16 protein-coding genes are annotated in these 24514 nt (G+C 72.0%); 13 read left to right on the top strand and 3 right to left on the bottom strand.

Features of this window, described 5'->3' with window-relative positions; all coding sequences use genetic code 11:
• The first annotated feature begins 5 nt into the window (after positions 1-5).
• The 7 genes from BJ964_RS01895 to BJ964_RS01865 all read left to right on the top strand — a co-directional run bounded on the left by BJ964_RS01895 (position 6) and on the right by BJ964_RS01865 (position 9251).
• Complete coding sequence (locus tag BJ964_RS01895) at positions 6-305, top strand: hypothetical protein (RefSeq protein ID WP_188119046.1); 300 nt, start codon at positions 6-8, stop codon at positions 303-305.
• Positions 306-399: 94 nt separating this feature from the next.
• Entirely contained in the window at positions 400-900 is a 501-nt protein-coding gene (locus BJ964_RS01890; protein WP_188119045.1) for a hypothetical protein, read from the top strand.
• A complete protein-coding gene (locus BJ964_RS01885) occupies positions 900-2285 on the top strand; it encodes a hypothetical protein (protein WP_188119044.1) in 1386 nt (461 codons plus the stop codon). The genes BJ964_RS01890 and BJ964_RS01885 overlap by 1 nt, the downstream gene beginning before the upstream one ends.
• A 77-nt stretch (positions 2286-2362) precedes the next feature.
• Positions 2363-4006 carry an RNA-guided endonuclease IscB gene (iscB, locus tag BJ964_RS47680; protein WP_307838034.1) on the top strand — a complete coding sequence of 548 codons (1644 nt, stop codon included), beginning with the start codon at positions 2363-2365 and terminating at the stop codon, positions 4004-4006.
• A 52-nt stretch (positions 4007-4058) separates the two neighbouring features.
• Positions 4059-5369, top strand: a complete 1311-nt coding sequence (locus tag BJ964_RS01875; RefSeq protein WP_188119042.1) for a vWA domain-containing protein — start codon at positions 4059-4061, stop codon at positions 5367-5369.
• Between the two features lie 16 nt (positions 5370-5385).
• On the top strand, positions 5386-6498 hold the full coding sequence (locus BJ964_RS01870) for an ATP-binding protein (protein ID WP_188119041.1): 1113 nt from the start codon (positions 5386-5388) through the stop codon (positions 6496-6498).
• The gene (locus tag BJ964_RS01865; protein WP_188119040.1) at positions 6495-9251 is read left to right on the top strand and encodes a DUF5682 family protein; all 2757 of its coding nucleotides are present in this window, start codon (positions 6495-6497) and stop codon (positions 9249-9251) included. Before BJ964_RS01870 ends, BJ964_RS01865 begins: the two co-directional genes overlap by 4 nt.
• 54 nt (positions 9252-9305) lie before the next feature.
• On the opposite strand, the gene BJ964_RS01860 is transcribed toward BJ964_RS01865, so the two are convergent.
• On the bottom strand, positions 9306-12212 hold the full coding sequence (locus BJ964_RS01860; RefSeq protein WP_229806703.1) for a carbohydrate binding domain-containing protein: 2907 nt from the start codon (positions 12210-12212) through the stop codon (positions 9306-9308).
• A 260-nt stretch (positions 12213-12472) separates the two neighbouring features.
• Positions 12473-13147 carry a TetR/AcrR family transcriptional regulator gene (locus BJ964_RS01855; protein WP_229806704.1) on the bottom strand — a complete coding sequence of 225 codons (675 nt, stop codon included), beginning with the start codon at positions 13145-13147 and terminating at the stop codon, positions 12473-12475.
• Positions 13148-13225: 78 nt separating this feature from the next.
• On the opposite strand from BJ964_RS01855, the gene BJ964_RS01850 reads away from it, so the two are divergent.
• The 5 genes from BJ964_RS01850 to BJ964_RS01830 all read left to right on the top strand — a co-directional run bounded on the left by BJ964_RS01850 (position 13226) and on the right by BJ964_RS01830 (position 22482).
• Positions 13226-14650, top strand: a complete 1425-nt coding sequence (locus BJ964_RS01850) for a DHA2 family efflux MFS transporter permease subunit (RefSeq protein WP_188119037.1) — start codon at positions 13226-13228, stop codon at positions 14648-14650.
• 46 nt (positions 14651-14696) lie between these two features.
• The gene (locus tag BJ964_RS01845) at positions 14697-15653 is read left to right on the top strand and encodes a magnesium transporter CorA family protein (RefSeq protein WP_188119036.1); all 957 of its coding nucleotides are present in this window, start codon (positions 14697-14699) and stop codon (positions 15651-15653) included.
• A gap of 84 nt (positions 15654-15737) precedes the next feature.
• Positions 15738-18743, top strand: a complete 3006-nt coding sequence (locus tag BJ964_RS01840) for an ABC transporter permease (RefSeq protein WP_188119035.1) — start codon at positions 15738-15740, stop codon at positions 18741-18743.
• Complete coding sequence (locus BJ964_RS01835) at positions 18740-21730, top strand: FtsX-like permease family protein (protein ID WP_188119034.1); 2991 nt, start codon at positions 18740-18742, stop codon at positions 21728-21730. The genes BJ964_RS01840 and BJ964_RS01835 overlap by 4 nt, the downstream gene beginning before the upstream one ends.
• 98 nt (positions 21731-21828) lie before the next feature.
• A complete protein-coding gene (locus BJ964_RS01830) occupies positions 21829-22482 on the top strand; it encodes an ABC transporter ATP-binding protein (protein ID WP_188119033.1) in 654 nt (217 codons plus the stop codon).
• Between the two features lie 150 nt (positions 22483-22632).
• On the opposite strand, the gene BJ964_RS01825 is transcribed toward BJ964_RS01830, so the two are convergent.
• On the bottom strand, positions 22633-23475 hold the full coding sequence (locus tag BJ964_RS01825; protein ID WP_188119032.1) for an ABC transporter ATP-binding protein: 843 nt from the start codon (positions 23473-23475) through the stop codon (positions 22633-22635).
• 46 nt (positions 23476-23521) lie between these two features.
• On the opposite strand from BJ964_RS01825, the gene BJ964_RS01820 reads away from it, so the two are divergent.
• Entirely contained in the window at positions 23522-24460 is a 939-nt protein-coding gene (locus tag BJ964_RS01820; protein ID WP_188119031.1) for a ribose-phosphate diphosphokinase, read from the top strand.
• Positions 24461-24514: the final 54 nt, after the last annotated feature.

Raw genomic sequence — 24514 nt, 5'->3', positions numbered from 1 at the left:
TACTGGTGCTGAGACCGGATCTGGACTGGAGCGCCGGCGGCGGCCTGTTCTACTGGACCGTCGACTTCCTGGCCGACCGGCTGTCCGACCCGGAGGCGGCCGCCTACCTGCGGGAGATCTCCCGGGAGAACCTCGGGTCGCTGTGGCTGGCCGAGCTGCCCGCGGATGCGCGTGCCCAGGCCGTCGAGCTGCTGCGCGACCAGCTGGTGCCGGCCGGCGACCGGGAACTGCCCGGCGGGGAGGGGAAGGCGGCGGTGCTCGACCGGCTCCGCGAGCTGGCCGACATGGCCCGGCGCCTCGGCTGACGACCCCGCCGACCGGATCGCCTCGCTGAGGCGATCCGGTTTTGTCGTACCCGTGGGATACAACTTCGGCACCTGTTTCTGAGGAGGTCTGGTTGTGACCAACGGGGGTGCCGTCCATGAGCGGCGCAGCGCAGCGCCCGTCATCGCGCCCGCCCGGCCGCGCAAGCTGGCCAAGGTGCCGTTCGTGGAGCTGGCCGACGGCCGGCTCCAGGGGGTGGTCTCCAGCGGGTCGGATGTGGAGCGTGTCTACGTCTCGTCCATCACCGCCGGCGACCACGGCCTGAGCTGCAACACCAACAACAACCGGCCGTGCGGTGGCCTGCCCGGCGGGTCGCGCGCCTGCAACCACCTGCGCGCCCTCGCCGACGCCGCCGTCGCACAGTACGGTCTGGCCCGCGTCGCCCGCTATCTGAAGGTGACGCTGCCGGAGAACACCGAGGATCTCTGGGCCGGGCTGCACACGACGACCGCGCCCAACCGCGCCGCCGAGGTGTTCAGCGGTTTCCTGCGCCACCTGGCGTATCTGGAGGTGCCCCCGACCACCGATCCGCTGCCCGAGTTGCAGTGGTTCCCGGCGGCCGGGGCGGTGCGCTGATGCTCGCCGACGCCCTGCGGGCGGTCCCGGCCGGCCTCACCGAGGCGCTCACCCTGATCGACGGCCTCGACGACGCCCTGGTGCACGGCCTCGCCCGGATCGACGAGGAGCGGGCCGCCGCGTGCGAGGCCTTCGCCGCCGCGTTCGCCGGCTCGCCGCTCGCCGACCGGGTCGCCGACTCGGTCGGCAAGATCATCGCTGGTGCGGTCACCGACGAGCATCTGGCCGCGCTGGCCGGGGGCCGCGCCGCCCTGCTCGGTGCCGCGCACGACGCGCTGGCCGCCGGTCTCGACGAGGCGCTCGGCCGGTCCCGTGAGCGGTGGGCCGTCCCCGGCGGCTCGTCTCCGTCCGGTGGCCTGCTCGCCGGCGGCCGGTCCTGGCTTCGCGAGCTGGCCATCGCCGGCTGGCGCGGGGTCGACCACGAGCTGGCCGGCGGCGCCGCCCAGACCGTGCAGGCGCTGCTCGCCGCCCCGGCCACCCGGCGGCTCGCCGTCCTGCTCGACGGTTTCGCCGCCGAGCTGCGCGGCGCCGCCCCGGTCGCCACCCTCGACCGGGTCCCGGTGCGCCGCTGGGCGGATCTGTGGACCAGGTCCGTGCTCCTGTCCCAGGACGGTTTTCCCGAACCGCCGGCCACCCCGGCGGACGGCCGGTTCCTGCTGCTCGGCGCCGACCTGCACGAGCACCCCACGGTGTTCCGCGCCCAGGCGCACGGCCTGCTGGAGACACCGGGCGGGCAGGTGCGGCTGGTCCGGGCGAGCGTGGCGGCCGCCAAGGTCGACACGATCAGCGGCCCGTCCGCGTGGCGGATGCTCACCGCGTTCCCGGTGTTCCGGGCCGCCCTGGCCGGGCACCGCGTGGTCGAGATCGCCGGCATGCCGCTCACCCCGTCCGGCGATCTGCTCTGGGACGAGTCACGGGCCGTCCTGGGCGAGCCGGCCGACCCGTTCGCGACGGCCCGGGTCCGCCTGGGCGGGGCGACCGCCGCGCCGGTGCCCCCGCTGGACCGTCATCCGGCCGTCATCGCCGAGCCGGTGCTGCTGGAGGGCTATACGGCCGGGGCGGAGTCGTTCGAGCTGGCCGGTGGCGTCACCCTCGCCGTCGATGTGGACCGGCTGCCCGAAGCCGGTCCGCTGACCCCGGCGCTGGTCGCCGCCTCGACCGCCTGCCTCGGCCTGCTCCGGTGGGATGCCGGCCGCTGGGCGGTGCAACCACTCGCGGTCCAGGCGGTGGTCCGGAAGAAGCCGGTCACCGCGCACACCGCCGACTGGGCGCTCGGCCCCACCGACGCCAGGGCGGCGAAGGCCGAGGCGGCCGCCGGCACCGCGGTCGACGTGCTGCGCGAGCGCGCGGGAAGGCTGCTGCGCAAGTCAGCGTCTCGGCTCTGACGGCCGGGCTTGTCTGCGAGGACGGGCCCGGTTCCGTGAGAGACAGCTGACCAGCCCAAGACACCTTCTGAAAGGGGGTGACTACGTTGCATGCGAGATCGCAGACCCACCCTGGGGCGCTTCCTCAACCCCAGGCTCTGGAATCCGTGTCAGCAGACAAGCCGACGAGAGTGCACGAAACGGGGCACGGACACCACCGCACGGTGGTACCTGGTGTGCAACATGGGCGAGGGGAGACTGTTGTCCCGGTAGCGGGACAGCGGCGTCACCCTGGCACGGCTGACGCTGTGCCGGGAGCCGTGGGTGGTGACACCCGCACCAGCCATCCAGTTGTGTTCGTCCTCGACCGGTCCGGCCGGCCATTGCAGCCCACTCACCCGGCTCGGGCGCGGGAGCTGCTCCGGAAAGGGCGGGCGGTGGTGCACCGCCATACCCCGTTCGTCATCCGGCTCAAAGATCGCACCGCCACCGACTCGACGATCGACGGCGTCGAAGTGGGAATCGATCCCGGCTCCTGCAAGACCGGCATCGCCGTGTTCACGACCACACCCGGCAGCGAACAGGGCCCCGGTGCAAGCGATCGTGAGGCGACGGAAGCCGAGACTGTCACCCAATCCACACGTGCGGATACGGAAGGTCCGGCCCGGAGAGGGATGTTCGCGGTGGAGATCATGCACCGCGGCGGTGTCATCCGGGACAGGCTGGCCGCCCGCGCCGGATATCGACGGCGGCGGCGGTCGAAGAATCTGCGCTACCGCAAGCCGCGTTTCGACAACCGCACCCGCCCGGCAGGTTGGCTGGGGCCGTCGCTACAGCATCGGGTGGACGGCACCATGTCGATGATTGGCCGGCTGCGCCGGTGGGCTCCGATCACCGCGGTACATGTGGAACGGGTCGCGTTCGACGCCCACCTGCTGCAAAACCCTGATGTGTCCGGGATCGGCTACCAGCACGGCACCCTGCACGGTTACGAAACCCGTGAATACCTCCTCGGCAAGTGGCGGCACCGGTGTGCGTACTGTTCGGCGTCGGGGGTGCCGCTCAACATCGACCACATCCACCCTCGCTCGCGGGGCGGCTCCGACCGGATCTCCAACCTCACCCTCGCCTGCATCGCCTGCAACCAGATAAAAGGCAACCAGCCGATCGAAGTGTTCCTGGCCGAGCGCCCGAAGGTCCTCGCCACGGTCCTCGCCGACGCGAAACGGCCGCTGCACAACGCGGCGGCGGTCTCCACGACCCGGTGGGCATTGTGGCGGGCTCTCACCGGTACCGGGCTGCCCGTACACGTCGGTTCCGGCGGGCGCACGAAATGGAACCGGCACCGCACCGCCGCGCCGAAATCGCACACCATCGACGCGCTGCACGTCGGACGGCTCGGCACCGTCACCGGCTGGCCACACCGCATCCTCGCGGCGGCCGCAACCGGCCGCGGCGCGTACAGCCGTACCCGCACCGACCGCTACGGCTTCCCCCGCCTACGCCTGCCCCGCACCAAACACGTTCACGGGTACGCGACCGGTGACCTGGTCCGCGCCGTCGTATCCACCGGCCTGAAAAGGGGCACCCACCTCGGCCGGGTCGCGGTCCGCACCACTGGCAGCTTCAACATCCGTACCCGCTACGGCCTGGTCCAAGGCATCCACCATCGGCATTGCCGGCTTCTGCAACGCGGCGACGGCTGGGCCTACACCACCCTATTGGAGACATCATGCGTCTGACCCGACACTCTCGTCCTGGCCTTGAACGGCTGGGTTTCCTCGCCGCCACGCAATGAGCGCGCCCACGGAGGAGACCCGTCGTCAGATCCTCTACTGGCGGCTGCTGTCCCGCCTGTTCGACCCGGAGGAGCAGACCGCTCTGGAGTCGGCGAGCATGGCGATCGTCGGTGACCTGGGGCTGCCGGCCGCGCTGCTCGATCCGGCCGTCTCGGTGGACACCGTGATCCAGCGGTTCCCGGGGCTGGAGCCGGAGTTCGACGGGCTGATGAGCGATCCCGGCGACGACCGCGACGGCGAGGTCCGGCGCGCCGCCCTGGTGTCGAAACTGCTGCTCAACGTCTTCGGGACCGGCACCGGTAACGTGACCGCCGAGCGGTTGCAGCGCTGGCAGGCCGACGCCGGGCGGTTCGAGCGGGCGATGGGCTGCGAGCCCGGGCAGCTGCGGGGCCGGTCCGCGGGCGACGACTCCGGTCTCGGCGCGGCGCTGGCCGGCATCGAGGGCGATCTGGTCAGCCGGATGCGGCTGCGTGAGGTGCTGGCAGACAACCGGCTGGCCCGGCAGCTCACCCCGAGCATGTCGCTGATCGAGCAGCTGCTGCGGGACAAGGACAATCTGGACGGCATGGCCCTGGCCAACGCCAAGGCGCTGATCCGCCGGTTCGTCGACGAGGTGGCCGCGGTGCTGCGCACCCAGGTCGCCCAGGCCAGCGTTGGCAGGATCGACCGCTCGGTCCCGCCGAAACGGGTCTACCGCAACCTCGACCTGGACCGCACGATCTGGAAGAACCTGCCGAACTGGAGCCCGGAGGACGAGCGTCTCTACGTCGACCGGCTCTACTACCGGCAGACCGCGAAACGGATCGAGCCGGCCCGCCTGATCGTGGTGGTGGACCAGTCCGGGTCGATGGTCGACTCGATGGTCAACTGCACGATCCTCGCCTCGATCTTCGCGGGCCTGCCCAAGGTCGACGTGCACCTCATCGCCTACGACACCCGGGCGCTCGACCTCACCCCATGGGTGCACGACCCGTTCGAGGTGCTGCTGCGCACCAACCTCGGGGGCGGCAACGACGGGCCGGTCGCGATGGCCCTGGCCCGGCCCAAGATCGCCGATCCGCGGAACACCGCGCTGGTCTGGATCTCCGACTTCTACGAGTTCGACCGGTCGCAGCCGCTGTTCGAGGGGATCGAGGCGGTGCACCGATCCGGGGTCAAGTTCATCCCGGTCGGCTCGGTCAACAGCTCCGGCACCGAGAGCGTCAACCCCTGGTTCCGGCAGCGCTTCAAGGACCTGGGCACACCGGTGATCTCCGGTCACATCCGCAAGCTCGTCACCGAGCTCAAGAACTTCGTCGCCTCCTAGAGTTAAGGACTTCCCGATGTCTGACATGCTGCGCGCCCCCGCCGAGGTCAAGTACGCGGAGGAGCTGGACTGGCTGGAGTCCGTCGACGACGGTCCCAAACCGTTCTCGTGGCGCCTCAGCCCGAAGATGGTGCGACTGTTCATCCTCGGCTCGGAACGGGCCGACGGCCTGGACCGGGAGATCGCACCGAAGTGGTTCGGCGACCGCAGCTTCGTCGAACGCTCGATCGTCACCCTCGCCTCGGACCGTGGGCTGCTGCTGATCGGCGACCCGGGCACCGGCAAGAGCTGGCTCGCCGAGCTGCTCGCCGCGGCCATCAGCCGCAACTCCACCCTGGTCGTGCAGGGCACCGCGGGCACCACCGAGGACCACATCAAGTATTCGTGGAACGTCTCGATGGTCATCGCGAAGGGCCAGTCCCGCGCCTCGATGATCCCGTCGCCGATCATGACGGCCATGGAGGGCGGCGTGATCGGCCGCTTCGAGGAGCTGACCCGGGCCACCAGCGACGTCCAGGACGCGCTGATCTCCATCCTCTCCGAGAAGTACGTGTCGATTCCCGAGCTGGACGACGACAACATCGTCTTCGCCAAGCCCGGGTTCAGCGTCATCGCCACCGCGAACAGCCGGGACCGCGGCGTCAACGATCTGTCGTCGGCGCTCAAGCGGCGGTTCAACTTCGTCCGCATCCCGGTGGTGACGAACCGGAAGAGCGAGGCGGAGATCGTCCGCTTCCGGACCGAGGAGCTGCTGCGCCGGCACAACATCGAGCTGGAGGTCCCGCCCACCCTGCTCGACGTGCTGCTGCAGAGCTTCGCCGACCTGCGCGCCGCCTCCGCCGCGGCCTCCGGTGACGACGAGCGGCTGGAGTCGGCGCTCTCCACCGCCGAGCAGATCGGCGTCCTGGAGGACGCCATCCTGCACAGCACCTTCTTCGGCGCCCGCGCGCTGACCGCGGCGGCGCTGGCCGGTTCGCTGGTCGGTTCGCTGGCCCGGCGCAGCCCGGAGGATCTGGCCATTCTCAACAAGTACTGGCACGGCGTCATCGAGCCGCGCAGCCGTGAGGAGAGCGGCGAGTGGACCGGGTTCCTGGAGGGCGGCCGCCAGGCGATTGCGACCCTGTCGTGACCTTCGATTCACTGCGTGAGCAGCTGATCTCCGCCGCCGAGGCGCTCGGCGGCGGGCCGGCGGCGCTGCCGGAGATCCTCACCGGGATCGTCGACGACGTCGACCACGCGCTGCGGGAGCCACTGGAGATCTTCCCGGTCTGCCACCACTCGCCGGCCTCCGCTCTGGCCATGCTCCGGCGGCTGCGGGAGAAACAGCCCAAGGTCGTCTACCTGGAGCTGTGCGAGGACCTCCAGCCACTGCTCACCGAGCTGCGCAACTGCCGGCTTCCGGTGGCGTTGCAGGCTTTCGCCTCCGAGCTGGAGGGCTTCCCGAAGGAGTCGGCGCCGCTGTCGGTGATCGCGCCGATCACCGAGGCGTCAGCGGAGTACCAGGCCGTCGCCTACGCGCTGGAGACGCCGGGGGTGGAGCTGGTCCTGGTGGACCGGTCCACCGACCACGTCTTCCAGTGGCAGCCCGACGTGACCCCGGCCGGCTCGGGTGAGCCGGAGGAGGACCTGCACGGCGACGCGGTCGGTGTGGAGATCGGTGACCTGCGGCCCCGTTTCGCGGAGCTGGAGGAGCACCTGCTGCACCACGGCCGGGTCCGGCACTGGTCCGAGTGGTGGGACCAGTATGTCGAACAGCCCCTTGCCGGCGCTGACCACGAGACCTACCGGCAGGTGATGGTGCTGGTCGGCAGCCTGTTCCGGCGGCTGGCCCCGCACGACACCCGGCGCTTCGCGAGCGACGAGGACCGGGAACGCTACATGTGGACCCGGATCCGCGAGCATCTCGCCGCCACCGGCGCCGACCCGGCCGACTGCCTGTACATCTGCGGCGCCTTCCACGCGGCCGGCCGGGTTCCGGAGGCCGGCTCCGCCCCGGGCACACCGGATTTCACGATCAGCCCGCGGACCGGCACCACCTGGCTCTACGGCCTGATCCCGTCCAGTCACTCGGCGATCGAGGCGCAGTTCGGGCTGGCGCCCGGCTCGGTGTCGATCGCGGCCGCCACCTGGCAGAAGCAGCTCACCAAGCACCGGCTCACCCCCTTCAAGCTGGAGGGTCAGCGGAGCAGCCGGAAGAAGGCGCTACCCGTTCCGGCGGCGGCGCCCGGCCCGGTGACCGACCACCTCAGCGGCTACCTCGCCGGCCCGCCCGTGCTGGACGGGCTGGACGAGGAGGAGCTGCGCGGCTGGTGCGTCGACATCGTCCGGCTGGCCCGCCGCAACGGCTACCTCGCCAGCACCGCCGACGCGATCGCGGTCTTCGAGACGTCCATCCTGCTGGCCGGCATGCGAGGGCGGGCGCGGCCGACGCCGTACGACTTCCAGGACGCCGCGGTCACCTGCATCGAGAAGGACACCGTGCCGGGCCGGCGCGACGTGCGGCGGCTGTGCGAGATCCTGCTCGGTGGCGACCGGATCGGCCGGGTCGGCTACGACGCCATGCCCCCGCTGGCCCGGGACGTGTTCGACCGGCTCGAACCGCTCGGCCTCAACCTGGAGCAGCGCAGCATCCAGCGGGCGCTGCTCGACCTGAACGCCCGGCCCGAGCTGGCCGCCTGCTCCCAGCTTCTCTGGATGCTGCGGTACCTGTTGCCCGGCCAGGCGATCCGCCCGATCATGGGCAGCCGCCGGCTCGGCGAGAAGCACTTCCAGGAGAGCTGGGACCTCGACCTCGGCCGCCACCAGCGTGCCGTCATCGAGCTGGGCTACGAGGGCGTCACCGTCGAGCAGGTCCTCGAACAGCGGCTGCGCCGGGATGCCTGGGACCCGAAGGCGACCGCGGCCATCGCGCTCAAGGCCGTGGAGAACTCCCTGTTGTTCCTGGAGAGCCCACGGCTCACCGAGGAACTCGGCGCCCGCGCCATCGAGCTGCTGTCGGCGGAACGCACGGTCGACGACGCGCCGGCGGTGCTCCGCCGGATCCGCCGGCTGCTCGGCCACTACCGCGCCACCACGCCGGTGCTTCCGGCGTGGTGCGAGCGCTTCGTGACCACGGGGTACGCGCATTACTGCACCCTGCTGCCGACCGCCTTCGTCGACGAGGCGACCGGGGTGCGGCAGGTCGGTGCGATGCTCGGGTTCCTGTTCAGCTTGGAGAGCCTCGCCCTGTCCCTGGGCTGCGACCGCACCCAGTTGGAGATCGCGGTCCGGCAGTCGCATCCGGAGTCTCCGGCGAAGGTGGCCCTGCTCTGGGCGGCGCTGCACCAGTTGGGCGCCCTGCCGCTGGCCGACCTGCGGGCCCGGGTCGGTGAGCTGCTCGGCAACCCGCTGGTGGTGCCGGCCGTCCCGCAGTACGTGAGCGGGTTCGTGCAGGCTCTCGAACCGGTGCCGAGGCTGGCGCCGTTCGTGGTGGAGACCCTGTCCCGGGCGTTCGGGCAACTGCCCGACCCGGTGCTGCTGCCCTGGCTGCCCAATCTGATCATGACGTTGCGACAGCAGGCCGCCGAGCTGGTGCCGGTGCTGACCAGGGAGGCGGGCCGCACCTTCCCGGGCGCACTCGCCGCGCTCGACTCGTGGATCCCGCCGTGGAAGGCGCCGGCCCGTGCCCGGCCGGCCGTCGTGCCGGCGGGTCCGGCGAGCGCCGCCGCGGTCCTCCTGGCGGCCGGTCGGCCGTCGGCGGACGCGGTGGCGGCCCTTCTCGGCTGCGAGGGCGAGTGGACACCGGTCGCGATGGGGCCGGGCGGGGACGAGGCGGTGGCGGCGGCGCTGCTCACGGCGTACCCCGAAGCGGCGAACGCCGTCGCCCACCTGGTCGGCGCCTGACGAAAAGAACCGCGCCGGCCGGGAGGCCCGGCCGGCGCGGTGAAAGGGGGACGGCTACTTCAGGTAGGCGGTGGCGGTGCCGACCTTGCCCGGCGCCGGGGTGGCGCTGGTGCTGAGGACGTAGACGCGGAGGTTGCCCTTCGCGTTCAGGTCGATGGTCAGGGAGCCGCCGGTGACGGTCTTGGTGTCACCGGTGACCGCGTCGACGTAGGTGCCGTTCGGGATGCCGCTGAAGGTCGCTCCGGCGGAGACGGCGATCAGCGCGAAACTGTCCACCCCGTTGGCGGTGTAGCGGCGCTTGTAGGCCATGTTGCCGCTGACACCCTCGGTCGAGTACTGGCCCATCTGGAGCGCGGGGACCGCCCGGCGGATCTGGTTGAGCCGCTGGAGGTGCTTGACCAGCGGCTGGTTCAGCGTCGTGGCGACCTGGCCGCTGGCCGAGCTGACCACCCCGTAGTCGCTGGCGGTGACGCTGCCGGCGAGGCTGGCGCCGTAGTAGGCCCGGCCGGTGGTGGCGAGCGGGCAGGTCGGGCCGCAGTCGATCTGCTTGCCGGCCTGGAACTCGATCTCCGAGCCGTAGTACAGCGTCGGGATGCCACGGAACGTCCACATGAGCGTCATGTTCTCGGCCCAGGCGTCGGTGCCGCCGGTGTAGCGGGTCGAGGACTTGTTCGGCCCGTAGTCGTGCGAGTCGACGTAGACGACGTTGTAGGTGGCGTCGTTGACCGAGTCGTCCGAGTCCTTGCCGTTCCAGTACGCGTTGTTCGCGTCGCTGAAGTTCATGTGCATGCGCATGTCGATGATGTTCATGCCGGAGAACTGGCTGTAGTCGGGAGCGTGGTACGTGTTGCCCGACAGGAACGCGTTGGTGCTGGTCGGCTGGTTGCCCGTACCCAGGTTGTTCTCGTAGTTGAACTGCTCGATCGCCGCCGTCACATCGTCGGCCGAATAGGTGGAACGTTCCTTCCAGGTGAAGAACTGGGCGGAGTGGTTGACCGAGCCCCGGTTCCACTTGTCGTTCACGAACGCCGCGACCTCGCCGAAGATGTAGAAGTCCTTGGCCTTGGTGGCGCCGTACTTCTCGGTGAGGCTCTGCTGGAAGGCCGGCAGGAAGCGGCGGTTCCAGGTGACGCGCGGGATGTGCACGGCGGTGTCGATGCGGAAGCCGTCCACGCCCATGTCGATGTACTTCTCGTACGCACCGATCAGGTAGTCCTGGACCACGGAGTTCTCGGTGTTGAAGTCGGCCAGGTCCTCGTGCAGCCAGCAGGACCGGGCGTCCTCACCCTCCCAGTTGCCGATCCAGCACTGGTGGTAGAGCGTCGACGGGAACATCTTGTTGGTCGGCTGCGGCCACTGGCAGTTGTAGAGGGCGTATCCCTCGGCGCTCTTGCCGCCGGTCGCCACCCCGTAGTTGGGGCAGGTGTTGGAGGCGGGGGCGGTGCCGCTCCACAGGTCGCCGTTGTAGGTGCGGCCCTTGGCGAGCGCGTTGGTCGCCCCGGAGTCCTCCTCGAGCGGGTTGTAGGTCTTCCCGGCGACCTTCTCGCTGTAGTACCAGCTCCACTGGCTGTCCCGGACGCCGTAGACGGTCGGCGTGTAGAGGCCGTTCGCGCCCCAGCGGGAGCTGTGGTTGAGGACGATGTCCTGGTAGATCTTGAGGCCCTTGGCGTGGGCCGCGTCGATCAGCTCCTGGTAGGACGCGCCGTCCGACTCCAGCCGCGGGTCGACCTGGTAGAAGTCCCAGCCGTGGTAGCCGTGGAAGTCGTAGTCGGACCGGTTCAGCACGACCGGCGTGATCCAGATGGCGGAGAAGCCGAGGCCCTTGATGTAGTCGAGCTTGTCGACCAGGCCCTTGAAGTCGCCCCGGAACATCGGGTCGCTGTTGGCCTCGTTGCCGGACTTGGTGTGCTGGCTGCCGCCACGGTTGTTGCTGGTGTCACCGTCGTTGAACCGCGCGGTGAGGATGAAGTAGATGCTGTCCTTGCGCGGGTCGCCGCCGAGCATCTCGCCGCCGGCCGGGGCCGGGTCGGCCGCGCCGGTGGTGACGGTCGCCGAGGCGGCGGTGGAGAGGTTCCCGGCCGCGTCGAGCGCCTGCACCTGGTAGGTGTAGGCGGTGTTCGCGCTCAGTTCCCGGTCGGTGTAGCCGGTGGTCGAGCTGCTCAGCACCGTGTTGCCCCGGGTGATGCGGTAGCCGACGACGCCCACGTTGTCGGTGGCGGCGGTCCAGCCGAGGGTGACCGTGGTGCCCGCCGCGGTGGCGGTCAGCGCGGTCGGCGCGGTCGGGGCCGTGGTGTCGTCGGGGGCGGTCACGCACGGGCTGGCCGCGTTCGCGGTGACGACGCCGCCGTTGACGGTGGTCGTCCCGGTCCCCAGCGCGTAGTTCTTGCTGGAGTTGTTGTCCCAGGTCCCGGACCCGTTGTTGAAGGTCGCCGACCAGGCGGTGGCGGTGCCGAGGCTGACGGTCTTGCGGACCCAGCCGGTGCACGCCTCCTCGTTCATCACCACGCCCGGAACCGTGGTCCAGGATCCGCCGCTCGGCGCGTAGTGCAGGTAGGTCGTGGTCCACGAGGTCTTGTAGTAGACCGTCGCCGAGTTGCTGGAGGTGCTGCACGGCACCGACGAGCTGACCGCGCCGCCGGAGACGGTGACGATGCCGGTCCCGGCGCTGTAGTTGGCGCCCGAGTTGTTGTCCCAGGTGCCGGAGCCGTTGTTGAAGACGACCTGCATGCCGGTGGCGGTGCCGAGGTCGAGTTCCTTGACGTACCAGCCGGAGCAGCCGCTGTAGGCGCTCATCGCGACGCCCGGCACGGTGGTCCAGGATCCGCCGGTCGGGGCGTAGTGGATGTTCACCGTCGTCCAGGACGTGGGCGCCTGGTAGTAGACGGTCACCGTGGTTGCCGCGTGCGCGGCCGGGAGTTCCGTCAAGAGCAGCAGTGGTACGGCGCAGAGCACCGCAAGCACTCTGCGGAGTATTCGGGACATGGAAGAGCCTCCAACCACCTCGGGGACGGCGGTGTCACGGGGGATATGCGGGCTTGACGAGTTGGTAATCCCGCGTTCATTTGCGCTGGACGCTAGCAAGTTCTTTCAGGAGCTGGAAGAGCTGCCCAAGTTCTTGCAAAAAGATGCACTCGGATGTCTGGATGTGTCCGAATCCGCACAGCCGTCTATGGGACGCCGATGGCCGGTGGTGGCCTTCGGCGCCCTCTCTTTCGGACGGTTCAGCGGTGTTGTGATCCCCTGGCCGCGGCCATCGACTCCACCGCGGCGAGCAGCAGGTCGGCGCAGAAGGCGTAGTAGCGCTCCATGTCGGGCTCGTCCCGGTACGACGCGGCGAGCTCGATCATCATCGGGAACCGGGCGGCCGGCATGCCCTCCAGCTGCACCCGCTTCTGCCGCCGCCACTCCGGCTCCTGCTCGGGCGGCAACCCGGGCGGGCAGCCGGGCTGGGCGCCGACGATGCCGATGCAGCCGTTCAGGAGGTAGGTCGCCACCCAGAAGCCCTCCTCGACGGTGAATCCCGCCTCGGTCAGCAGGGCCAGGGTGTCGTTGGTGGCGCGGTTGAAGCTCTCGGTCCGTGTCTTGTCCACCGAGTGCAGCAGGGTCGGCAGCGAGGGGTGCGCCCGCATCACGCCGATCACGGTCTCGACCACGGCGCGTAGCCGTTTCTGCCAGGACTCGCCGGCGCGCGGATCCGAGCGGACTCCGGAGAGCATGTGGTCGACCATGCCCAGGAACAGCTCGTCCTTGTTCTTGAAGTGCCAGTAGAGCGCCATCGGGGTGACGCCCAGCTCCTTGGCGAGCCTACGCACGGTGACCGCCTCGAGGCCCTCCTCGTCGGCGAGGCGCAGGGCGCGCTCGGCCACGGCCGCCTTGGTCAGTCGATCACCCGTCACTTGACAACCATACAACGTACAGGTCTCATGTACGGAGTACATGTACGTTGTACATGGACGGCGTACAGGGGAGGGCTGATGAAGAACAACCGGCGGTGGTGGGCGCTCGTCGCGGTAGCGCTCGGGACCTTCATGACGTATCTGGACAACAACGTGGTAAACGTCGCACTACCCAGCATTCAGCGTGATCTCGGCCTGAGCATCGCCGGCCTGGAATGGATCACCAGCGCGTACATCCTGGTCTTCGCCGGCCTGCTGCTGGCCGGTGGCCGCGTCGCGGACGTGCTCGGCACCCGGTTCGCGTTCCTGTCCGGCCTGGTGATCTTCACGGGCGCCTCGGTCGTGGCCGGGCTCGCCGACGGTCAGGCGCTGCTCATCGGTGCCCGGGCGGTGCAGGGCGTCGGCGCGGCGCTGCTCGCACCCGCATCGCTGGCCCTGCTCCAGGAGCTGTTCCCGGACCCGAAGGAGCGGGCCGCCGCCATCGGTGTCTGGGGCGGGGTGGGTGCGCTCGCCCTGGCGGTCGGCCCGTTCACCGGCGGGGTGCTCAGCGAGCACGTCTCCTGGGGCTGGATCTTCCTGATCAACCTGCCGATCGGCGTCGCGACGCTGGCGCTGACCCTGCTCAGCGTGCCCCGGCGCACCCTCCGCGGCCGCTCGGCGGGAGTCCTGCGCCGCCTCGACCCGGCCGGGCTCGCCACTTCCTCGACCGGGCTGTTCGCACTGACGTACGCGCTGATCGAAGGCGACGCGGAGGGCTGGACCTCGCCGCTCATCCTGGGGTCCTTCGGGGTTGCCGCGGCAGCGGCCGTGCTCTTCGTGATCCTCCAGAACCGCAACGCCGACTCGATGGTGGATCTCGCGTTCTTCCGCTCCCGGATGTTCACCGGCGGCCTGCTGGCGATGGGCCTGTGGGCGTTCGGGGTGTTCGGCATCTACTTCTACATGGCCATCTACCTGCAGAACGTGCTCGGCTTCACGCCGACCGAGGCGGGCGCCGCGTTCATCCCGATGGCGATCATCACGGCCGCCGGCGCGGTCCTGGCGCCCCGCCTGGAGCTGCGGTACGGCGTGGCCCGGGTGACCGCTTTCGGTCTCGCGGTGATGGCGGCCGCGATCGGTGGCATCGCCCAGTACGGCGAGGGCACCACCTACGGCGACCTGCTGCCCTGGTTCCTGCTCTACGGCGTGGGCGGCGGCCTGCTCATCCCGCTGAACACCGTGGTCGTCGACGCGCTGCCACCGCAGCGGGCCGGTATCGCCTCCGGGATGCTGAACGTCTCCCGCGAGGTGTTCGGGCTGCTCGGCGTGACCGTTCTCGGCGCGATCCTGACCAACCGGGCGAACGCCGCCGGCGGCACCGAACTGCACCGCTACCTTGAGGGGTACCGGTTCTCGCTGGTCATCGCCGCGGTCCTGGTGGCGGTGGGCGTACCGGTCAGTCTCTGGATGTTGCGGCGCAGGCCGGCGTCCGCAGCCGCGCCGAAGGTCCTGGAGACCGTCTGACCGAGGCCCGGTTTCCCCGCGCTCGGGCCATGGGCATAGTGGGTGCGTGAGCAGCCGTCTCTACGTGAAAGGCCGCCTGGTCGCGGAGGGGTTCGACGCCGCCGAGGCGGGCGCCCGCCTCGGCGCGGAGCCGGGCGCCGTGCTGTGGCTCGACCTCGTCGATCCGGGGCCGGACCGGCTGCGGGCCCTCGCCGCCGAGTTCGAGCTGCACCCGCTCGCCGTCGAGGACGCGGTCACCGGCCACGAGCGGCCCAAACTGGACCACTACCACAACCACCTGTTCCTCAACCTCTACGCGGTCGCGTTCGACGACGAGGTGCGCAAGACCGAGATCAGCGCGTTCATCACGCCGCGCGCGCTGATCACGGTGCGTAAGCCGCCCAGCGAGGTGGACCTCCATCTGGACCGGTGGGACGCCGACGAGCGACCCGCCGCCGGCGGCGTCGAATTTCTGGTGTACGGGCTGCTCGACGCCGTGGTCGACGGACAGTACGCGACCGCCCAGCGGATCGACGAGAGCATGGACGGCATCGAGGACCGGATGATCGGCGAGGGAGCGGCGCCCCGCGACGTCCGGCGGCGCGGCTTCGCCCTGCGACGGACCCTGGCCGGCCTGCGGCGGGCGGTCGCCCCGATGCCGGACGTGGTGCGCGAGGCCGGCCGGGCGCTGGCCGCCGACGAGCACCACCTGTGGCCGTACTACCGGGACGTCGAGGACCACGCGCGACGGGCCGTCGATCTGATCGAGCACTCCCGCAACCGGATCACCGAGCTGCTCGACGACGACCTGGCCGAGCAGAGCAACGCGCTCAACGACGTCACCCGCAAGCTGGCCGCCTGGGCCGCCATCATCGCCATCCCCACGGCCATCACCGGATACTTCGGCCAGAATCTTCCCTACCCCGGGTACGAGAAGTGGTGGGGATTCCTGGTCAGCACCGCCTGCATCGTCCTCACCGGCAGCGGCCTGTACGCCTACTTCAAGCGCCGCAACTGGCTGTGAATCGGTTCAGCAACCGTTATCCACAGGGGGTCCCAGGCCCGTCACCCGATCGCGTAACGTTCCCCGGCAACCGGGGGAGGGTGAATGTTCGGGCTGGTCATCGGCGCCGTGCGCGTCCGGGCCGCGCAGGTGCTGACGATTCTCGTGCTGACCGCGCTGGCAGCCGCCGTCGCGGCCGCCGGGCCGTGGTACGGATTCGCCGCGGCCGCCGACGCCGCGAACGCCTACCTGGAGGCCGCCCCGGCCACCCAGCGCACCGTCTCGGTGGCGAACCGGGTGGACACCCAGGGTGACCCGGACGGCGAACTGCGCCGGTTCAGTGACCGTGTCCGGGAAGGGCTGCCGTCCGGTGTCGGCGACGGCGTCGCCGGGATGATCCGGCCGCTCAGCGTACGGACCGGGGTGGCCAGCAGCAGCATGTCGCTGGCGTACCGGGACGGGTTCTGCGACCACGTCCGGCTGGACGGGCAGTGCCCCCGGGCACGCGGCGAGGTCGCGCTCAGCGCCGAGGCGGCACAGCGGTTCGGCGTCACCGTCGGCGGCTCCCTGAGCATCCTCACCTCCACCTCGAACGGCCCGCTCGACCTGCGGGTGACCGCCGTCTACACCCTGGTCGACCCGGCCGGGACCTACTGGAGCGACCGGCTCTTCCGGGCCGAGGCCGAGCCGGACCCGGCGTTCACCGTGACCGGCACGTTCCGGCACTCCGAGCTGTGGACCCCGACCATGGCGTACGACGTGGTGCTGCCGGACGCGCTGCTGCGCGGCGACGGCGGCTACGACCTCGCCACCGAGCTCACCGCGGCCGACCGCCGGCTCGGCAGCCACGCGCTGCGGCTGAGCACCATGGCCCGCCCGCTCCACCTGGCCATCACCCGCGACCGCGACATCATCCTGCGGGGCGTCATGACCGCGGGCGCCCAGATGCTGATCCTCACCTGGTTCGCCGTCGGCCTCGCCGGGTGGTACACGTCGCGGGACCGCCGGGCCGACGCCGCCCTGCTCAAGCTGCGCGGGGTGGGCCGCTTCGGCACCCTGCGGCTGGCCTGGGGCCAGCACCTGGTGCCACTGCTCGCCGGTGTCGCCATCGGCGCGCCCCTCGGCTACCTGGTGGGCTGGGCGCTCGCCGGCCCGGTGCACATCACCGCCGACCAGGGGATCGCGCTGCGGTACTCCGCGGCGGCCGTGGTGGCGGTCCTCGCCGGCAGCCTCGCGGTGCTCGCCGCGGTCGAGGCGTCGATGCTCGTCCGGCCGGTGTCGGAGCTGCTCAGCGGCACCGCCCGGGTCCGGGCCTGGCGGCCGGCGTTCGTCGACGTGCTGCTGCTCGCCGTCGCCGCCGCCGCGATCTACCAGGCCTGGTCGGGCGACCCCGAGGAGGGGCTGGGCCCGGCCGCGCCCGCGCTCGTCGCGCTCACCGTCGGCCTGGCGGCGGCCCGGCTGCTGAGCCTGATCGCGGTCCGGGGCGGCGTCGCCGCGCTGCGCACCGGCCGTCTGCGTACCGGCCTCACCGCCCTGCGGATCTCCCGCTCACCCGGCACCGACCGGGTGTTCGCGCTGGTCGTGGTGGCCGTCGCGCTGTTCACCACGGCGGCCGGCGGCTGGGCCGCGGAGACCGGGGCTCGGTTCGCCCGCAGCGCCGCCGAGATGGGCGCCGAGCGTGTCCTCACCGTCGAGGCGCCCAACCGGACGGCCCTGCTGCACGCCGTCCGCAGCACCGACCCCGGCGGCCACGAGGCGATGGCCGCCGTCCGCACCTGGTCCGGCGAGCGGGAGATCCTCGAGGTCGACAGCACCCGGCTCGCAGCGGTCGCCGGCTGGCGCCCGGAGTACGGCCCGGTCGACGCGCTGCCCTCCGCCGCGGCCGCCGGCCGGCAGGAGCCGGCACTGATCACCGGCGACCGGCTCACCCTCCGGGCCCGCCGCGACGGCCCCGCCGACGTGGCGCTCGACCTCCGCCTCCAGCACGAGGCCACCGGGACGGTGCTGACCGCCGGATTCGGCACGCTGCACGCGGGCGAACAGACCGTGACCGCCCCGGTGCCCGCCTGCGCCACCGCACCCGGCTGCCGGATCGTGCGCTGGGAGATGACCACACCCCCGGACCCGGACGGCCGGATCGAACCGCCGCCGCCCGGCGCCGTGGTCACCGTCGCCGGGCTCGGCCAGAACGGGACGGCCGACGGGATCCTGGACGCCGCCGCCCTCGGCGACATCACCCGGTGGCGCGCCGGGACGAAGGGCGCGGCCCTCGACGTCACGACCGTCGACGGGACCCTCCGGCTGGCCACCGACCGCAACGCGACCGGCGTCCCGGTGGGTGCCGAGGCGTGGGCGTCGGACCCGCTGCTGCCGCTGCCCGCCCTGGTCGCCGGGCCGGAACCGGACGGCTGGCGGGACGACGACCCCGCCGTGAGCCTGTACGGGGACCCCGTCCCGGTGCGGATTCTCGGCAAGGTGACCGCCCTGCCCATGCTCGGGAGCACCGGCCTGGTCGTCGACCTGGACTCGGTCCGCCGGGTGGCCGCCGAGATCGACCCGGGCGGGGTCTACCAGGTGTGGCTGGCGCCCGGCGCCCGCCCCGGCATCGTCGAGGACCTGGCCGCGGCCGGGCTGACCGTGGCCGGCAGCGCCACCACCGAAGCCCACGCGTCCCGGCTCGGCGACCAGGGCCCCGCCGTCGTCGTCCGGTTCGCCCTGGTGGCGGGCATCGCGGCGCTGCTCATCGCGGCGGCCACCGTCGCGGTCGCCGCCACCGCCGACCGCCGGTCCCTCGCCGAACAGCTCCGGGTGCTGCGCGACCAGGGCCTGTCCCGCCGGGTCGCGATCACCACGGCGTACGCCGGAACCGCCGTGCCGATCCTGACGGGCGTCCTCGGCGGCGTGCTGGCGGCGCTCCTGGCCGTCGCGATCACCGGCCGGTCGGTGCCGGCGTTCACCGACGGCTGGGCGGTCCTCGCCCCACCCGATCCACTGGACACCGTGGCGGTCACCGTCGCGACCCTCGTCTCGCTGGCGGTCCTCGGACTGACCGGCTGGCTGGTCCAGTCACCCCTGCTGCGGAGCCTGCGCGAGCCGGAGGGCGGCCGATGATCTCCCTGGTCCTCGCGATGATCTGGAGCCGGCGGGGGCAGGCACTCACCCTCGCCCTGCTGTCCCTGCTCGCCGTCGCCTCGGCGGTCGCGGCCCCGGCCTACCTGATCGCCGCCGAACGCGCGATCGCCGACGGCCAGATCGCCACGGCCGCCACCCGGGAACTGACCATGGCCGCCCGCCGGTCGTACGACAGTGCCAGCGGCGACGCCAGCACCGGCGACCTGCGGTTCCCGGAGATCGGCGAGGTCCTGCTCGACCTGGAGGGATTCGACTACTACCACGCCGCCGAGGTGCCCACCGTCGGCATCGAGGTGGCCGACACCTTCCCGAGCCGGCTGGTCTTCCGGCAGGAGGTCTGCGCCCACGTGGTCGTCCTCACCGGCCGCTGCCTGGCCGCCGAGGGCGACGCGCTGATCGGCGAGCGGACCGCCCAACGGCTCGGCCTAGCCGCCGGCGACCGGATCGAGCTGAGCGCGGCCCGGCAGAACGGCGCGGTCCAGCCGATCACGTACGTCGCCGAGGGCGCGCCGAAGACGCTGACCGTGGTCGGCACGTACCGGCCGGTGGATGCCGGTGCGTCGTACTGGGGACTGCACGGCTACTTCGTCTCCGGCGTCGACACGGGCCCCGGCGAACCGGTCTTCACCAACGCCGCGACCCTGAGCACGATGCAGCGGACCACCACGGCGATGGCGATCGACGGGATCGCCGAGCCCGGTGTCATCGGCATCGACCGCCTCGAGCGGCTGCGCACCGAACTCACCGCGGTCGACAAGGCGGTCGGCGAACTCGACGAGCCGCTCCAGTTCGACAGCGGCATCCCGGTGCTGCTCGACCGCATCGACCAGGGCCGGGCCGCGGCCCGCCTGCTGGTGCCGGTGATGGCCGTGCCGCTGGTGCTGCTGGCCTGCTTCACCATCTACCTGACCGTCGGCTACGGCGCCCAGGGCCGGCAGAGCGAACTGGCCGTCGTCGCGCTGCGCGGCGCCCGCTGGTGGACCCGCTGGTGGCTGGCGACCGGTGAGAGCCTCGCCGCGGTGCTGGCCGGCGCCCTGGCCGGATGCCTCGCCGGGCAACTGCTCGTCAACGCGGTGACCGGCCTCATCTTCCCCGGCGTCGGCGCGGAACCGGCCTTCACCTCGCTGCGGTACGCGCCGTTCGCCGCGCTGGCCGCACTGGCCGCCGCGGTCCTGGCCCAGCGGCGGCAGCTCACCAGCCCGGTGGCCGGCCTGCTGCGCCGGGCGCCGTCCCGCGACCGGGGCCTGCCCGGCGTCTCCGAGGTGGCGGTCGTGGTGCTCGCCGTCGTCACCGGCATCCAGTACGCGCTCGCCGGCGACCCGCTGGAGGGCCTCGGGCTGTTCGCGCCGGCCCTGATCATCCTGTCCCTCGCCCTGGTCTGCGCCCGTGCCCTGCTCCCGCTGGTCAACCGGTACGCGGCAGGCGCCCTGCGGCGCGGCCGGCTCGGCATCGCGCTGGCCGGCGTCCAACTGTCCCGCCGGCCCGGCGCCGGGCGCCTGTTCGCCCTGCTGGTCGCGTCCGCCGCGGTCGCCGGCTTCGCCACCGCCGCGGTCGACACGGCGGCCCAGGGACGGGCCGTCACGGCGTACCTCGGCACCGGCGCCGACCGGGTCCTCACCGTCCAGCCGATCACCCGGCAGCGGCTGCTCACCGCGGTCGCCGCCGCCGACCCGGACGCGCGATGGGCGATGGCCGTCACCCCCCTGCCCAGCGGCGGCACCGGCTCGCCCCCCGGGATCGCCGTCGACACCGCCCGGCTGGGCGCGGTCGCCGCCTGGCCGGACGGCGCCGTCGCACCCGAGCGGCTGCGCACCCTGCTCCATCCCGGCGCGCCCGAGGCCCCGGCCTTCGCGGGCTCCGACATCACGTTCGAGGTCACCGCCACCGGTGGGCCGCTGCGGCTCGGCCTCTCGCTGTCGTCGTCGGCCGGGCTCGGCGACGCCGTCCTCGAACTCGGCACCGTGCCGCCGGGGCCACAGACGTACCGGCAGGACGTGCCGGTCTGCGAACGCGGATGCCGGGTCAACGGCATCCGGGTGTCCGGCGAGGGCAAGGTCCCCGACATCACCGGCCGGCTCGTCATCCGCGGCCTGGGCACCGACACGCCGGCGCCGCTCACCGACCCCACGCGATGGCGGGCCACCCGGGACGCACGCCTGTCGGCGGCGCCCGACGGACTCCAGGCCGACGTCGAGGTCTCCCCGAGCGTGGTCGACGCGGTGTGGATCCAGCCGGTCAGCACGCCCTATCCACTGCCCATCGCGTACGCGGGTGAGGCGCCGCCGGCCGGGCTGCTCCCCGGGCTGAACGTCGTGGACACCCCGGTCACGCCGGTCGCCGAACTGCCCGCCGTGCCCGGGCTCGGGCGCCGTGCCCTGGTGGCCGACCTGGAGTACGTGGACCGGCTCGCGGTCCAGAGCCGGGAGGTCCAGGCACCACAGGTCTGGCTCGGCCCGAACGCCCCGGCGGACGCCGTCGACCGGCTCGAAGCCGCCGGGATCCGGGTCGTCGCGGAGACCTCGGCCGCCACCGTGCGCGAAGCGCTCGACCGGCAGGGTCCGGCCGTCGCGCTGTGGTTCCACCTGCTCGCGGCCGTGCTCGCCGGGCTGCTCGGCGCCGGGGCGCTGGCCCTCACCGTGGCCGTCGACCGGGGACGGCGTACCGAGGACCTCGCCGCGCTGCGCACCCAGGGCCTGCGACCACGCCCGGCCGGGCAGGCGACACTGTGGACCTACCCGGTCCTGGTCACCATCGCGACCGCGGTGGGCGTCCTGGTCGCGGTGGGGGCGTGGCGGCTCACCGGCTGGGCGCTCCCGCTGGCCGGGATCACCCCGCCCGACCTGCCGCTGCCCATCTGGCCACGCGTCACCGCCCTGCTCGCGGCCGCCGGCGCCGTCCTGCTGGTCCAGTTCGTCGTCGCCTTCCTGGGCGGCCGCGACCTGCGTCGCCGGATCGAGCCCCGATGAGGCCCGCGGGTTCGCCGGTTCGGCGGCCGAACGGCCGGGGCGATCTCAAGACGGCGGGGAGACGGCGTGATGGCGACTGAAAGAGTGAGGGGACGGCGATGGGGACGCTGACGGTGGAGGATGCGGCGTTCGCCTATGGCGACGGGACGCCGGTGCTGAGCGGGGTCGCCGTGACGGTCCGGCCGGGCGAGGTGCTCGCGGTCACCGGTACGTCCGGGGCCGGGAAGAGCACGCTGCTGCGGGCGATGGCGGGTCTGCTCGCGCCGCGTTCCGGGAGGATCTCGGTGGACGGCGGGCCGCTGACCGGGCGGGATCATGCCGTGTCGCTCGGGGTGGTGCTCATTCCGCAGGACAACGGTCTGGCCGCGATCCTCACCGCGGCCGAGAACATCTCGGTGGCGGTGATCGCGACCGGTGGCTCACCGGCGGACGCGCGGCGGCGGACCTCCGAGTCGCTGGACGCGCTCGGCCTCTCCGGCCAGGCGAACCAGTTGATCGACGAGCTCTCCGGTGGCCAGCAGCAGCGCACCGCGGTGGCGCGCGGCCTGGCACTGCGCGGGGAGATCGTGCTGGCCGACGAGGTGACCAGCGAACTCGACGCGGCGAACCGTCAGCGGGTCCTCGACCTGCTACGGGCCGAGGCGGCCCGCGGGGCGGCGGTCGTCTTCGCCACCCACGACCCGGAGGCCGCGGCGGCCTGCGACCGCGAACTCCACCTCACCGACGGCGTCGTCACCTGGCCTCGCCCCTGACCGGCGACACCCTCGGGCGATCGTGGGGATCGGGGCGGGTGAGTGGGCAGCTCCGCCCGGCGCGGGCGGCAATGGCGTGACCCGGCAGGTGGTCGCCGGTAGGGCGGGACCGGTCCCAGCCCGTACCGGAAAAAGGGGTGAGCCGCAGCCCTAGACGGAGGTCTCGTGGCCGGAGGGCAGCAGGGTGACCTCGCCCTCGATGTGCTGGACCGTGAAGAGCGTGCCCGGCGGATATGAGCCCAGCACCTCCGGCGGCAGCTGGACCGTGCCGTCGCCGGCGACCACCGCGAAGTCCTGGCCGTCGCGGCCCTCGGCGCCGACGCGGCCGTCGCGGATGGTGACGGCGCGGCCCAGGCGGGCGCCGACCTCGTTGTCGTGGGTGACCACGACGATGGTGGTCTGGCGTTCGGTGTTGACCGTCTCCAGGGCGTCCAGGACCTCGTCGCGCCCGGCCGTGTCGAGGCGGCTGGTGGGCTCGTCGACGAGCAGCAGGCCGGGGCCGGTGGCGATGCCGACGGCGAGGGCGGCGCGCTGCTGGGCGCCGGGGGTGAGGTCGGCGAGTTTGCGGCGGCCCTGGCCGGGGAGGCCGACCAGGTCGAGGATGCGGTCGGGGTCGTCGAGTTCGATGCCGCGGGTGTGGGCGGCCCGGCGCTGGGCGAGCCGGATGTTGCGGTGCAGCGACGCGTAGGGCAGCAGGTTGCGGGAGGCGCCCTGGAGGACGACGCCGACCTCGGTGCCGCGCAGCCGGGAGATCTCGCCGTCGGAGAGTTTGCCCATGTCGTAGGTGCCGATGTTGATCCGGCCGGCGGACGGGCGCATCAGCCCGGCCAGCAGCGCGATCAGGGTGGACTTGCCGGAGCCGGACGGGCCGACCAGTGCCAGTGTCTCGCCGGGGGCGATGGAGAGGTCGACGCCGGCGAGGGCGACCACGTCGCCCGCCTCGGCGCGATAGATGTGCACTACCCGGCGGCAGGCGACGGCGAGTCCGTTCATGACGCCCAAACTAATCAACGTCCGCGCCGGTGAATAGGGTGTCCCCGTGCGCGACATCGCCGTTTTCACCGGATCTGCCCATCCTGAACTCGCCGCCGAGATCTGCGAGCACCTTGGGGTGCCGCTCATGCCCACCCAGATCTCCCGGTTCGCCAACGACTGCATCGAGGTGCAGCTGAAGGGGAACTGCCGGGAGCGGGACGTCTTCCTGATCCAGCCGCTGGTGCCGCCGACCCAGGAGCACCTGGCCGAGCTGCTGTTCATGCTGGACGCGGCGCGGGGCGCGTCGGCGGCCCGGATCACCGTGGTCCTGCCGCACTACGCCTACGCCCGCAGTGACAAGAAGGACGCCCCGCGGATCTCCATCGGCGGTCGCCTGGTCGCCGATCTGCTGAGCACCGCGGGCGCCGACCGGGTGCTGGCGATGACCCTGCACTCGCCGCAGGTGCACGGGTTCTTCGGCATCCCGGTGGACCACCTGCACGCGCTGCGTGAGCTGGCCCACCACTTCCGTGGCTATGACCTGAGCAACACCGTCGTGGTCTCCCCGGACCTGGGCAACGCGAAGGAGGCCGCCGCGTTCGCCCGGATGCTGGGGGTCGAGGTGGCGGCCGGCGCCAAGCAGCGGTTCGCCGACGACAAGGTGGTGATCAGCTCGGTGATCGGCGAGGTGGCCGACCGGGACGTGATCGTGCTGGACGACGAGATCGCCAAGGGCAGCACGGTGTTCGAGCTGCTGGCCCGGCTGCGGGAGCGGAACGTGCGCAGTGTCCGGGTGGCCTGTACGCACGGCCTGTTCACGAACGACGCGGTGCAGCGGCTGTCGGAGGAGAAGGAGATCGAGGAGATCGTCTGCACCAACACGGTGCCGATCCCGCAGCGGAACCGCACGGACAAGCTGACCATCCTGTCGGTGGCGCCGGCGCTCGCCGAGGCCATCCGGCGCATTCACAACGGCGAGTCGGTGAGCGCGCTGTTCGCCTGATTCTGGCAAACCGGTCTCACCGGCCTCACGAAACGCGAATCATTACCGCATGGG

Origin of the sequence: Actinoplanes lobatus, assembly GCF_014205215.1 — a bacterium.
Lineage (GTDB): Bacteria > Actinomycetota > Actinomycetes > Mycobacteriales > Micromonosporaceae > Actinoplanes > Actinoplanes lobatus.
This window is presented reverse-complemented; position numbering and strand designations above follow the sequence as displayed.